We start from the raw sequence: 13,395 nt of genomic DNA on the forward strand, positions 1-13,395 counted from the left end.
AGCCATTAGTAGAAAATAACTTTAGTAAATTTGCAAAAAATATATTATCATGACTAAAATCACTATAAAAGAAACCCAAAATCCAACTATATTAAAGTTCGAGTTTGAGGATTTTATTACTCAAAATCAAAACTTTGAGTTTAAAAATATTGATGAAGCACAAGCTTCTCCACTAGCACAGCAATTATTCTATTTACCGTTTGTTAAAACAGTTTATATTTCAGGAAACTTTATCGCTATCGAAAGATATAGCATCGTAGATTGGGATGATGTAAAAGATGCTGTTGCTGAACAAATCAGTGCTTTTGTTGACAAAGGTGGCGTTATCATTAAAATTGATGAAACAAAACCAAAAAAACAGCCTATTACAGTTTACGGAGAAACTACTCCTAATCCTTCTGCACTGAAATTTGTTGTGAGCAGAATGCTTACTCGTAATGCTGTAGAATATAAAAATATCGATCAGACTGCTTCTTCGCCTTTAGCTCAGGAATTATTCAAATTCCCTTATGTGAAAGAAATTTTTATTGATGAAAATTATATTTCGGTTACAAAATATGAAATCAATAATTGGGATGAAATCACTTTAGAATTAAGAACTTTCATTAAACAATTTATTGAAAACGGAGGAACTGTTTTAGATGAAAGCTTAATCGAAACTAAAGCCAAAAGTGAAGCAACAAAAGATGAAGCTTTTGATAAATTGGATGTTACATCACAGCAAATCATTAACATCTTAGAAGAATATGTTAAACCAGCTGTAGCTGCAGATGGAGGAAATATTGCTTTTGAATCTTATAACGAAGATGACAAAACAGTAAAAGTATTATTGCAAGGTGCTTGCAGCGGGTGTCCTTCTTCTACGTTTACTTTAAAAAGCGGTATCGAAAATATGCTGAAGAGTATGCTAAATGATGAAGCAATAAAGGTAGAAGCTGTAAATGCTTAATCTTAAAAAACACAACACAAAGCGCCTCATTGAGGCGCTTTTTTTATTATTAAACACTAGATATCAATTATTTATCATTAAAAAAACTAGTAATTCTATAAAATTAATTAATATTGTATTCTTAACCAATTAATTAAAAACCATGGGATTATCTTCATTTTTTAAAAATTTATTTGGCTCAACCAAAGAGTCTGTTACTGAATTGGCAAATAATGCCGAAGAGACTTTTGAACAAGCAAAAGAAGCAGCCGCACCGTATATTGAGAAAGCAGAAGCTTTTGCGGAAGAAACAATCGAAAAAGTAAAGGAAGTTTCAGAACCGATTATTGACCGTGCATCAGAGTATGCTGAAAAAGCAAAAGAAACAGTAAGCGAATACGCAGACAAAGCATCTGAAACGATAAATGATGTTGTGGATTCTGTTAAAGAAAAAACAGCTTCTTTGAGCAGTGAAACACCAGAAACTATTTCTGAGACCGTTGTTGATGCAAGCGAAAAAACTGCTACAGAAGTAGAAGAAATAGCCGACGATACTGCTGAGAAAGCATAAATGCACCTTTTAGAATAATGTAAATATTTTTATATTTGCACCACTAATATACCTTCTCTTATGAGAAGGTTTTTTTATTTTTAAATCTATGAATCTTAGTCCAGAACAAGTCAGTAAATACATCAGTCGTTTTATTGACATTTTAGTTGATTATTCACCAAAACTGATTTCCGCATTTTTAATCTTATTTGTTGGTTTATATGCCATCAGACTGATTAATCGAATTATTAGAAAAATAATGATTCAGCGAAATCTAGATCCTACACTAACAAAATTCTTATCCGATATTTTATTGTGGGCGCTTCGAATATTACTATTTGTAACTTTTATTTCTAAATTAGGAATAGAAACTTCTTCGTTTGTAGCTATTTTAGGAGCAATGGGTCTTGCTGTAGGTTTGTCATTGCAAGGATCGCTTTCTAACTTTGCAGGAGGAATGCTAATTATTGTTTTCAAGCCATTTAAAGTTGGAGATACGATAGAAGCACAAGGCGTTATTGCAACGGTTCTTGAAATCCAGATTTTTGTTACTAAAATGCTTACGGCAAATAATCAGACTGTATTTGTTCCTAATGGTTCTCTGTCTAATGGAAATATCATCAATTACTCGATGCAGGGGGAAAGAAGAGCAGATTTAACTTTTGCTATTTCTTATGATTCTGATATTAAAAAGGCCAAAGAAATTCTTTTGGAAGTTCTAAACAACAATCCGAAAGTATTGAAAAAACCTGCACCTGAGGTTTTTGTAAAAAATCTATCAGCAAGTTCTATTGATTTTGCTGTTCGTCCTTGGGCAAAAAATGCCAATTACGGAGCTGTTTTTTCTGAAACTCTAGAAAACTGTAAAATAGCATTGGATGAGGCTGGAATTGCAATTCAACCGTATACGATACAAAAATAGTATTATTGTTTCTTTGGAAGAGCAATCATAAAATCCTTTAAATAATAAGGTTCAAAATAAGCGACATCTACAGTGTCGCTTTTTTGATACTTATCAAAACTGATTTTACTCATAGCTTGCGCAGAAGGATATTTTATGTTTTCTAAAAACACAAAATTGTCTTTAGTCAAAACAGTTTTACATTTATCAGCACAATCGCCTACAAAGTAAAGTTTGTCTGTATATTCATGAAATGAATTTTCGTCAATGATTTCAGCCTTTATAGCTCTTTCCAGTGTCAAATCAGAATTAAAAATGGCGCTGTAAACTTCCATACGACGCGCATCTAACATCGGAATGATTTTTCCGTCGGTAACTCCTGCCTGGGATGCTAAAGTCTGCATCGTATCAACAGCAATCAACGGAATATTTAAAGCATAGCATAAACCCTTTGCTGCCGAAACACCAATTCTTAAACCTGTATATGATCCCGGCCCTTGGCTAACAGCAACAGCTTTTAAATCCTGCGCCGATATTCCAGCTTTTGCTATTACTTCTTCAATAAAAACATGAAGTTTTTCGGCATGCGAATACCCTTCACCCGCCAATTCGCTGCAAACAATGGTCTGACCATCTTTTGCAATAGATACAGAACAATTTTTAGTAGCCGTTTCGATATTGAGAATAAAAGACAAAGTATTAAATTTTAAATTATTGTGGTATTATATTATTTTTTTGGAGCTTCAGCTTTCTTAAGCTTTACTTTATCTCCAGAATTAAGTTCTTTAGAAACTGTTGTATATGGGCCTGTAATAACAACATCACCAGGTTTAAGTCCAGACATTACTTCAATATTAGTATCGTCCTGAATTCCAGTTTTAATGATTCTAATCTTAGCTTTATCTCCAACTTTTACAAAAACACATTCGAATTTTTTATCGCTTTTTGGAGCTGCTTTTTTATCTTCATTTGGATCTTCCACTTTGAAATCCTTTACAGCTGTAGTATCCGATTTTACTACAACAGAACTAATTGGCACTGCCAAAACATTTGTTTTTGTTGTTGTAATAATATCAACTGTAGCTGTCATTCCTGGTCTAAAAGGAGAATATGTGCTCGGTTTTCCTTCTAGCAGATCTTGATACGAATCTTTCAGAATACGAACTTTAACTTTAAAATTCGTTACTTGATCTGAAGTCAATGTCGTACTTGCAGAATTAGAAATACTGGTTACAACACCTTTAAATTTCTTTTTCAAATAGGCATCAACTTCCACATTTGCTTCGTCTCCAATTTTAATTTTTACGATGTCATTTTCGTTTACATCAACTTCAACTTCCATATTGTTTAGGTTAGCAACACGCAATAGCTCTGTACCTGCCATTTGCTGTGTTCCTAAAACTCTTTCCCCCAATTCTACATTTAATACAGAAATAGTTCCATCTGCTGGAGAATAAATAGTTGTACGTCCTAAATTGTCTTTGGCTTCGGTAACAGATGCCGAAGCACTTTGAACATTGTAATAAGCACTTTGTTTTGTTGCTTTAGCAACTTCAAAAGTAGAAATAGCTTTATCCCAATCCGATTTTGAGATTACACCCTTATCATATAATATTTTATTACGCTCATAATTTGCTTTTGCTTCTTTAAAACTAGCGTCAGATTGAGTAAGACTTGCTTTTGTTCCGGCTAAATTTGCAACAGACCTATCTAATCCAGAGGTATATAAATCGGGATTTATCTTTACTAATAAATCACCTTTTTTTACTACTTGTCCTTCTTTTACATTTAATGAAATTATCTCGCCCGAAACCATCGAAGCAATTTTAACCTCAATTTCGGGCTGAATTTTACCTGTTGCAGACACTGTTTCAACAATTGTTGAAGCCATCACTTTTGCAGTTTCTACTTCTTTTCCTTCATCCTTATTTCCTATTACTCCAGCCTTAGAAAGACCAACTAAAACGGCAATAAGAACTATTGCACCACCTAATAAGAAATAAACTGTTTTTTTTGACATAATAAATTATTTTGTAATAATTGGAACAATTGGAATTCCGAAATAAAACTCTAATATTTTAATTTTGAACATGTAATCGTATTTTGTTCTGATAACATCAGACTGTGCATTGGTCAACAATGTTTGAGCTTGTGTGAAATCGAATGAATTCATTAAACCAACATCGTATTTTTCTTTTGCGTAATTGTATGCCTGCTGTCTCGCTTCTAAAGTCACTGTAGACGACTCATAGGTATTTAAAGCTCCTCTTGCATCGGTAAATGCCGTATAAACGTTACGCTGCAAATCTAAACTTTTTTGCTCTAAATCTATTTTAGATTTTTCTAAACTTACTTTATTACGTTCTACATTATTTCTAACTGAAAAACCATTAAAGATAGGCACAGAAAGCTGAAATCCGAAAGATTGCCCTTTATTATCTTTAAACTGATCTAAAATTGGATCTGCTTTACCCACAACTGGCATGTAATTATCCTGTAAAACTGCCTGATTGGTTCCCTGAACATATCCGATTTGAGAAGTAGGATTTGCCGTATTTGGTGTAGATCCTACTACAATATCAGAATAACTTGCTCTAGTATTAAAACTGTAGAAAGCACTCAAGGTTGGTTGATAAGCTCCTTTGGCAATGGCAACATTTTTCTCGGCAATCTCCAAATTCGTCTGAGCCAATTTTAACTCTGTTCTAGTTTCTTTCGCTTTATTGTAGATTTCGATTGGGCTCTGAGCTAGGATATTATTTTCATCCATTACATTTGTATCATCAACCACATCAAAATCTGCAAATTCTTTTAATTGTAAAAGCTGAGCCAAACTCAATTTAGAAATCAATAAATTATTCTCAGAAACTGCTATGTTTTGCTTATCTGTTGCTACAGTAGCCTTCAAATCGAACAAATCTCCACGCGGAATCGTTCCTGCATTTACCATCTCCTCAGAGCGGGTGTATCGTTTTTCATCAATTGCCAACTGTTCTTTTTTAACTTTTAAATCTTCTTTGTTAGATAAAATTTGTAAAAAAGCACTAGCGACATTCAACGAAATATCTTCTTGCATTTTTAACAATTGATATTGCGAAGCAATTATTGATAGTTTTGATTTTCTCAGAGTATTTTGATTTTGCAGACCTTTGTAAATATCTACTCCAGCATTTAATCCTATTGAAGAATATTGCGTAGTTTGATTACGTAAAATACCTGTAGTAACATCTTGGTTCAAACCAATGTTCCAAGAATGGGAAGCACTTCCGTTTACAGAAGGAAGATAATTACCAAATGCTGCTTTTTTGTCAATGTCAGCATTTTTCAAATCCAATTCTGATTGCTTGATCGTAATATTATTTTCAAGCGCGTATCTCACACACTCTTCTAAAGTCCATTTTTTTGATTGCGCCTGTCCAGTTAATCCGAAACCGAATAACAATGCTATAACCAGACTATTATATTTATTTATTTTCATATACTTTTAATGAAAGCGCAGTCAACCGAACTACGCAAATTTAACATTTTTAAAACCAAAAAGATCCTTAACCTTTCAAATTAGCTTATTTTTTTTCTTTGTCCCCTTCGTTAATTAAGCCCTGATTCCAGATTTTAATTTTATCTGTATCATTTACACCGCTTTTAACTTGAACGTAGATACCGTCGCTTACTCCAAGAACCAAATCTCTTCTTTGAAATTTCTGTGGAGCTGTTTCAACTTCTACATAAGGCTTTTGTGTTTTTTTGTCAAATTGAACCAAAGATTCTTTTATTGCTAGAACTTTTTCTGCTTTTTCTAAAATAATTGAAGCGTTGGCACTTAAACCTGCTCTAATAAAAGTATCATCTCTGTTGATCATTTGTGCTTTAATTTCAAACTGGATTGCTCCATTTTCTGTAACTCCTTTTGGAGCAATATAATTTAAAACAGCATCAAACTTTTTATTTTCGATTGCGCCAATTGTGATTTCAATTGGCATTTTTTCTTTAATTTTTCCAACCTCAGATTCATCGATTTTTCCAATAAAAATCATTCTTCCAACATCAGCAACACTTGCAATTGTAGTTCCTTCATTAAAGTTATTACTTTCAATAACTTGGTTACCTACTTTTACTGGAACGTCTAATACCATTCCGTTTACTGTAGAACGAATTAATGTGTTAGCATAATTCCCCAAAGAAGAAGTTGTTCCTGTTTTAACGATATCTAAACCTTGTTTTGCAGCCAAATAGTTTTGTTTTGCTTGGTTGTAAGCCAACTGCGCTGCATCATAATCATTTGCAGAAATTACATCTTTTTCGAATAATGTTTTCTGTCTTTTGTAGATTTTTTCCTGATTATCTAATGCTATTTTAGCTGTCTGCACCTGATTCTGAGAACTGCTTACATTAGAAACATTAGCCACAACTCTAATTTTAGCAATCATATCACCAGCTTTGATTTTTTCACCAGCTTTAATGTACACTTCTTCAATAATACCTGAGATATTTGGTTTGATTAAAACTTCTTCATCAGGCTGAATATTACCTGTCGCAATAGTATTTTTTACGATGGTTTTTATTTCTGCTTTTTCCGTTTTAAATATAATTGGCGATTCTTGGTTTTTAGCATACAAATAGTAAAGCGCGCCAAAAAAAACAACTGCAATAAATATTAAAATGGTTACGGTTACTCCTTTTTTCATTTGTTTTTGGTTTAATCGATTTATTTTGATTGATAATTTATTCTGTCCTTAATGCATCTACGGGTTTCACATTGATTGCTGTCTGTGCTGGGATAAATCCGGCAAGCAAACCAGATCCAACCAATATAATTAATGCTACAAACACAACCCCTAAATCTACAGTTGGATTGGCAAACATAGTATTTTCTCCCGCTGGCATCGAATCTAGTGCCATATTTAAAAGCGCTATAATTCCTGTCGCAACGGCAATTCCGAGCATGCCTGAGATAATAGTTAAAAATATAGACTCTGATAGTATCTGCCCTCTAATTGCTCCAGGTGTTGCACCTAAAGCTCTTCTAATTCCTATTTCTTTTGTACGTTCTTTAACCACAATCAGCATAATATTTGAAATTCCGATTACACCCGAAATCAATACTAACGTTCCTACGAAATACGCAATTACTTTTAAAATATTAAATAGGCTTTGCACTTTATTAAACTGCTCATACAAATCAAAATTTCCAACTGCTCTCTCATCTGTCGGGTTTATAGAATGCAGTGCTTTTATGATCTCTAAAATTTTAGGCTTTAAATCGGTTATAGACGTTTCGTCTTTTGCCGTAAGTGCCATCCATCCCACTTTATCCCCGTAATTAAAAGCCTGCTGAAAAGTTGTAAAAGGAATAAAAATATTCTTTTGTTCCTGTTCTGCATTTCCTCCTTGCTGTTTCGATTTATAAACTCCAACAACCATGAAATTGATGCTGTTAATTTTTATATACGTTCCAACAGCTTCCTCTTCTTTACCATAAAGCTCACTGATAACTCCTTTGCCAATTACACAGACTTTTCTTCTTTGCTCAATATCCTGCTGATTTACAAATCTTCCTTTAATGATATCCATCGGCTGCTGTTTAATCAGCTCTGGATAATCTCCATAAATTGTAAAAGCCGAAGTTTTAGTGCCTCTTACAACGTTATTTGTTCCGTTAAAATCACCTAACTGATTTCTTGGCGAAACATATAATAAATCTGGCAACGCCGCTTTTAAAGCAGTTACATCACTATTTCTAAAATCATAACGTCTTGTTTTTGGCAAACCCTTATAAGCCTTAGAAGTAGTCTGACTCCACATAAACATGGTATTGGTTGCGATTCCATCAAAACCCTTTTTGATACCATTTTCCAAACCATTACCTGCAGCAAGTAAAATTACCAAGATAAAAATACCCCAAAAAACACCAAAAGCCGTCAGGATAGTCCTGAAAGGGTTGGCGGTTAAGGCCTGCAAAATCTCGTCCCAATTATCTTTTTTAAACATAATTATTCGTCTCTAAGTGCTACAATAGGTTTAATTTTGGCTGCTCTGTAGGCTGGAAAAAATCCTGCCATTGCTCCCGCAAAAACAAGTAATACCAAAGTAGTTAAAGCCACACTAAAATCTACTTCAGGATTTCTGAAATATTCACTCTGAACCATTGGTCCAACAAACTCCAATAAAGCAAGACTAGCCAATAATCCAACAAAGCCTGCAATGGTCGTGATAAAAATCGATTCATGAAGAATCATTGTGATAATAGAAAAAGGTGAAGCTCCTAATGCTTTTCTGATTCCGATTTCTTTTGTACGTTCTTTTACAATAATAAGCATGATATTACTTACTCCAACGACACCAGCGATAATCGTACATATACCAACCCACCAGAAAAAGAGTCTTATATATAGGTTTAAATCGTAAAATTGTTTAGCGTCCTTAACCGAATTATAAACTCCAACACCACCGTCATCCTCAGGCGCCACTACATTTTTACTCTTTAATAAGTCTTTTAAATCTTGTGTAAATTTTTCTGATTGAGCCAATGCTTCATCATAATCACTTGTCTTTTTTAAAGTAAAAAACAAATTGCTGATTTTATCTCCACCTCCAAATGTTTTTTGAACTGTAGTCAAGGGTAAATAAGCTCGAGTTTCTTCTCTTTCGCCTCCTGGATCTGTAAAAACTCCTACTACTTTAAAGTTGATATTGTTTATCAGAATTTCTTCCCCTATTGCTTCTTTATCTTTAAGTAGATCTGTTTTTAACTTCATCCCGATAACAGCCACTTTTGCATTGCTTTCGAGATCCTTAGCATTGATATACCGGCCTTGTACTATGGTTAAATTTTCTATTCCTCCATAATCTGGATCTACTCCTCTAAACTGATAACTTCCCGATTCTTTGCCATAAGCAAAAGCCTGCCCCCAATAATTATTTGTTGAAGCTCTCAGATCTAACTTGTCTTCAAATTTCTGCACCGATTGGTTGTAATCGCTATTGCGAAATTGAATCTGTCTTCCTGGATTTAACCCTTTGTACTCTTTAGTAGTTGTTCCAGACCAAACCTCTATAATTCCAGCAGCATCACGTTCAAATTGTTTTTCAATTCCGTTTTGAAGACCTTTTCCTGCACCAAGCAGGATTACCAAAATAAAGATTCCAGAAGCCACCGAAACTCCTGTTAAGAATGTTCTTAAACGGTTTTTTGAAATGGCTTCAAATATTTCCTGCCAGCGTTCAATATTAAACATAAGACGAAGCTCTAACTTGTTCTACTTTTTTATCATCGATAATTAATCCGTCTTTTAGGACTACATTTCTTTTGCACATTGCTGCAATATCTGGCTCGTGTGTAACAATCAAAATTGTCTTTCCCTCATCATTAATTCCTTGAATAAGTTCCATAACTTCATAAGAAGTTTTAGTATCCAACGCCCCTGTTGGCTCATCTGCAAGCAATACTTTCGGATTTGATGCCAATGCTCTTGCAATAGCCACACGCTGTTTCTGACCTCCAGAAAGTTCATTTGGCAAGTGATGAACGTGAGAACCTAAACCTACTTTTTCCAAATACTTCATTGCTATATCGTAACGTTCCTTTCTTTTAACACCCTGATAATACAAAGGCATCGCCACATTGTCTAATGCTGTTTTATAATTGATTAAGTTAAAAGACTGAAAAACAAAACCTAAAAACTTATTGCGGTATTTTGAAGCAATTGTTTCGTTTAATTTTTTTATAGGTGTTTTATCTAAAATATAACTTCCAGAATCAGCTTCATCCAGAATTCCCAAAATGTTAAGAAGTGTAGATTTACCTGAACCAGATGACCCCATGATTGCAACTAATTCACCCTCTTCAATATTAAAATTAATACCTTTTAAAACATGTAATTCTGAACTTCCCATCTTATAGGATTTATGTAAATCTTTAATTTCAATCATGGTATTGTTAAATTTTTTAGACAATAATAACGTTTTTATTAAGTAATTTATGATAATAAAAAGTTAATAATTTTGTTTACCTATTCAGTATAAGACTGCATAATTTAGTTATTGTTACACTTTTTTAATAAAATATGATTGTTTTCGTAATTTTACTTCACAATAAAAACCATCTTAAATGAAGCTTAGTTCTATTATTTCAATGTTTACAGCACTTGCAGTGCTATCTGGCTGTTCATCGGCTCAAAAATTAGAAACATTAAAACCCGAACCAGACGATGCTAGTCCGTTAATTTATGACAGCAGTCCTTCCTTTATAAACCTTCCTATTACAATCAAATTAAGCGATATTGAAAGCCAGACCAACTCTTTGCTTAACGGCTTAATTTATGAAGACAACAATATCGAAGACGATGATATTGAAATGAAAATCTGGAAACAAGCGCCAATCAAAATTCAAAATGACCCCACAAATCTTGACAAAAGAATTAGAACAATTTTACCGCTTAAAGTGAATATTAAGTATCGAATTGGCACAAAAAAATTAGGAGTAGAATTGTACGATATCAGAGAATTTAACTTAAACGGAGTTATAACACTTTCAAGCGAAACTGCTTTATCCAATTGGAAACTGACTACAAAAACAGAGTTTAAGTCTCTTGATTGGAATGAAAGCCCAACTATGTCAATATTTGGAAAAAACATGCCAATTACTTATTTAATAAATCCTGCTATTTCTATTTTTAAAAGCAAACTAGAAAAGAAAATAGATGAAGCAATCGAAAAATCAATGGATTTTAAACCAAATGTTCTACAAGCGGTTGAAAAAATCTGTAATCCTTTTCAAATGAGTGATACCTACGAAAGCTGGTTGCGAATTGTTCCTATCGAAATCTATTCAACAAACGCCAAACTTAAAAACGATTCATTTCTGCTAGATATGGGTATGAAATGCAACATGGAAACTATTGTTGGCAAACAGCCTGAATCGAAATATAGTGCCAGCAAAATCGTTTTGAAACCTGTTGCTAAAATTCCAAATCAGATTTCTGCTAATATTGCGGCGATTTCAAGCTATGTAGATGCCTCTAAAATTATGACTAAGAATTTTGCTGGCCAAGAGTTTGGTTCTGGCAGTAAGAAAGTAACAGTTAAAAATGTTTCCATCTGGCATAAAGATGGTAAAATGGTTATCGCATTAGACGTTTTAGGATCTATAGACGGAACACTATATTTAAATGGTTTTCCTTCATACAATGCTCAGACGAAAGAAATTTATTTTGAAAAGCTAGATTATGTTTTGGATACCAAAAGTAAATTGATGCGAACTGCAAGCTGGCTTGGACAAGGATACATTTTAAGAAAAATGGAAGAAAGCTGTCGCTATTCAATCCAGCCAAATTTGGAAGAAGGCAAAAAAAGTATGGCAGGTTACTTAAAGAATTATTCCCCAATGCCAGGTGTATTTGTAAATGGAAAAATGGAAGATATTCAGTTTGACAAAATACAGCTAACCAATCAAGCGATTATAGCTTTCATCAAAATAAACGGAACGGTGAATGTCTCGGTTAACGGACTTAAATAAAAGAAAAAAAGCAGTAATTACACTGCTTTTTTCTTTTTAGAATACATTCGATAAATCAAATATCCTATTATTAATACTAGTAAATACGGAATAACCATTAAATAAACAATTCCATCATTTACTGCTTCTGCTTTTTTAGTATTAGAATCCCCCGATAATGCTGCACGACACATGGCGCATTGTGCATTCGCTGAAATTCCGATTAAATAAATACAAATTCCAAGCATGTAACTTTGTAATTTGGAACTTGATTTTTGGATTTTATTTTTAGTGTACATAATAAGGCGAAATCATTAAATAAACAATCACTCCTGTCACAGCAACATATAGCCAAAGCGGAAAAGTGATTTTAGCAATTTTTCTATGTCTGTCAAAACGTTTTGCAAGAGCTCTTACATACGTAATCAAAACAAGTGGAATAATTGTAATTGACAATAAAATATGCGTAATCAGAATAAAGAAATAGACATAACGCAATGCTCCTTCTCCTCCATACTTTGTAGAATCTGAAGTCATATGATACGCTACATACATAACTAAAAACGCAACCGACAATGCAATAGCCGAAGTCATCAATCTTTCGTGCAATTTTTGATTTCCTTTCTTAATTGCCACAACAGCCAAAACCAAAACAACAGCTGTAATACCGTTTGTAGTTGCATAAATTGGAGGTAAAAACGATAAAGGCTCTACATTAACACCAAAATCTTTTAATTTAACTCCAAACAAAATTGCCACAACAACAGGAATTATTATTGAAACTGCAATAATGAATTTGCTGAACTTTTTCTCTAAAGTATTATCTTCCATTTCTATTCTTCTAATAAAATTTTAATGTCCTCTTGAATATCTCTTACTCCTTTTTTATCTAAACCATCATAATAAATATTCGGATTTCCAAATTCATCTTTTCTGCAGCGAATGTTTCCATCTTTATCAATTAAAGCAAATAAACCAGAATGCTCAAATCCACCGCTTACTTTATCATTTTCTCCAGCATAAAGATTAAATCCTTTATTAGACAAATCCATAATTACGTTTCTGTCACCAGTTAGAAAATTCCAATTTGAAGATTTTACACCTAACAATTTAGCATGATCTTTTAAAACCTGTGGCGTATCGTGTTTCGGGTCTATTGTGATAGAAACAATTCCAAAATTCGGATTCCCAAAAAAAGTCTTTTCTATCTCCAGCATACTCATGTTCATCTTTGGACATATAGAAGGACAAGTTGTAAAGAAGAATTCCAGAACATATACTTTTCCTTTATACGTTTCATTAGAAACTTTAGCATTATCTTGATTCGTCAATTCAAATTTTGGTGCCGGACCAATTGTTAAAAGTTTTGCTTCTTTAGAAGATTTAACTCCGACGTTATCCAAACGATTTCCTTTTACAACATCACCATTTTTAACTCGATCAACAATTTTAGGAATGGCGTAAATCCCAAAAAGTAAAATAACAAAAGAGATTCCGATATATGATTTGTTCTTAAACATTAT

At 33.2% G+C, this 13,395-nt stretch carries 14 protein-coding genes; 4 read left to right on the forward strand and 10 right to left on the reverse strand.

Going from position 1 to position 13,395, the window contains the following annotated elements; translation table 11 throughout:
* Positions 1–49: 49 nt before the first annotated feature.
* The 3 genes from ABXT06_RS21450 to ABXT06_RS21460 all read left to right on the forward strand — a co-directional run bounded on the left by ABXT06_RS21450 (position 50) and on the right by ABXT06_RS21460 (position 2,400).
* On the forward strand, positions 50–949 hold the full coding sequence (locus tag ABXT06_RS21450) for a NifU family protein (protein ID WP_354592570.1): 900 nt from the start codon (positions 50–52) through the stop codon (positions 947–949).
* A 142-nt stretch (positions 950–1,091) separates the two neighbouring features.
* Positions 1,092–1,499 (forward strand): YtxH domain-containing protein, encoded by a 408-nt coding sequence (locus tag ABXT06_RS21455; RefSeq protein ID WP_354592571.1) that lies wholly within the window; start codon positions 1,092–1,094, stop codon positions 1,497–1,499.
* A gap of 88 nt (positions 1,500–1,587) precedes the next feature.
* The gene (locus tag ABXT06_RS21460; protein WP_354592572.1) at positions 1,588–2,400 is read left to right on the forward strand and encodes a mechanosensitive ion channel family protein; all 813 of its coding nucleotides are present in this window, start codon (positions 1,588–1,590) and stop codon (positions 2,398–2,400) included.
* Positions 2,401–2,402: 2 nt separating this feature from the next.
* Here ABXT06_RS21460 and tsaB read toward each other — a convergent pair whose 3' ends face one another.
* The 7 genes from tsaB to ABXT06_RS21495 form a co-directional block, all read right to left on the reverse strand.
* On the reverse strand, positions 2,403–3,074 hold the full coding sequence (tsaB, locus tag ABXT06_RS21465) for a tRNA (adenosine(37)-N6)-threonylcarbamoyltransferase complex dimerization subunit type 1 TsaB (RefSeq protein WP_354592573.1): 672 nt from the start codon (positions 3,072–3,074) through the stop codon (positions 2,403–2,405).
* A gap of 32 nt (positions 3,075–3,106) precedes the next feature.
* A complete protein-coding gene (locus ABXT06_RS21470) occupies positions 3,107–4,399 on the reverse strand; it encodes an efflux RND transporter periplasmic adaptor subunit (RefSeq protein ID WP_354592574.1) in 1,293 nt (430 codons plus the stop codon).
* A 6-nt stretch (positions 4,400–4,405) separates the two neighbouring features.
* Entirely contained in the window at positions 4,406–5,857 is a 1,452-nt protein-coding gene (locus tag ABXT06_RS21475; RefSeq protein WP_354592575.1) for a TolC family protein, read from the reverse strand.
* Positions 5,858–5,942: 85 nt separating this feature from the next.
* Positions 5,943–7,064: an efflux RND transporter periplasmic adaptor subunit gene (locus tag ABXT06_RS21480; protein ID WP_354592576.1), complete on the reverse strand. Its 1,122-nt coding sequence runs from the start codon at positions 7,062–7,064 to the stop codon at positions 5,943–5,945.
* Positions 7,065–7,101: 37 nt separating this feature from the next.
* Positions 7,102–8,367 carry an ABC transporter permease gene (locus ABXT06_RS21485; protein WP_354592577.1) on the reverse strand — a complete coding sequence of 422 codons (1,266 nt, stop codon included), beginning with the start codon at positions 8,365–8,367 and terminating at the stop codon, positions 7,102–7,104.
* Positions 8,368–8,369: 2 nt separating this feature from the next.
* A complete protein-coding gene (locus ABXT06_RS21490) occupies positions 8,370–9,614 on the reverse strand; it encodes an ABC transporter permease (RefSeq protein ID WP_354592578.1) in 1,245 nt (414 codons plus the stop codon).
* Positions 9,607–10,308 (reverse strand): ABC transporter ATP-binding protein, encoded by a 702-nt coding sequence (locus tag ABXT06_RS21495; RefSeq protein ID WP_177210927.1) that lies wholly within the window; start codon positions 10,306–10,308, stop codon positions 9,607–9,609. Before ABXT06_RS21495 ends, ABXT06_RS21490 begins: the two co-directional genes overlap by 8 nt.
* 178 nt (positions 10,309–10,486) lie before the next feature.
* On the opposite strand from ABXT06_RS21495, the gene ABXT06_RS21500 reads away from it, so the two are divergent.
* Positions 10,487–11,893 (forward strand): DUF4403 family protein, encoded by a 1,407-nt coding sequence (locus tag ABXT06_RS21500; protein ID WP_354592579.1) that lies wholly within the window; start codon positions 10,487–10,489, stop codon positions 11,891–11,893.
* A 17-nt stretch (positions 11,894–11,910) separates the two neighbouring features.
* Here ABXT06_RS21500 and ABXT06_RS21505 read toward each other — a convergent pair whose 3' ends face one another.
* From ABXT06_RS21505 to ABXT06_RS21515, 3 genes are read right to left on the reverse strand one after another with little or no spacing between them, the layout of a single operon-like run.
* Positions 11,911–12,120 (reverse strand): CAMCR motif-containing small membrane protein, encoded by a 210-nt coding sequence (locus tag ABXT06_RS21505; protein ID WP_354592580.1) that lies wholly within the window; start codon positions 12,118–12,120, stop codon positions 11,911–11,913.
* A gap of 40 nt (positions 12,121–12,160) precedes the next feature.
* Positions 12,161–12,703 carry a DUF420 domain-containing protein gene (locus ABXT06_RS21510; protein WP_354592581.1) on the reverse strand — a complete coding sequence of 181 codons (543 nt, stop codon included), beginning with the start codon at positions 12,701–12,703 and terminating at the stop codon, positions 12,161–12,163.
* 2 nt (positions 12,704–12,705) lie between these two features.
* Positions 12,706–13,392, reverse strand: coding sequence for an SCO family protein (locus ABXT06_RS21515; RefSeq protein ID WP_354592582.1), 687 nt, complete (start codon positions 13,390–13,392; stop codon positions 12,706–12,708).
* Positions 13,393–13,395: the final 3 nt, after the last annotated feature.

This window comes from Flavobacterium sp. UW10123, assembly GCF_040538975.1.
GTDB lineage: Bacteria > Bacteroidota > Bacteroidia > Flavobacteriales > Flavobacteriaceae > Flavobacterium.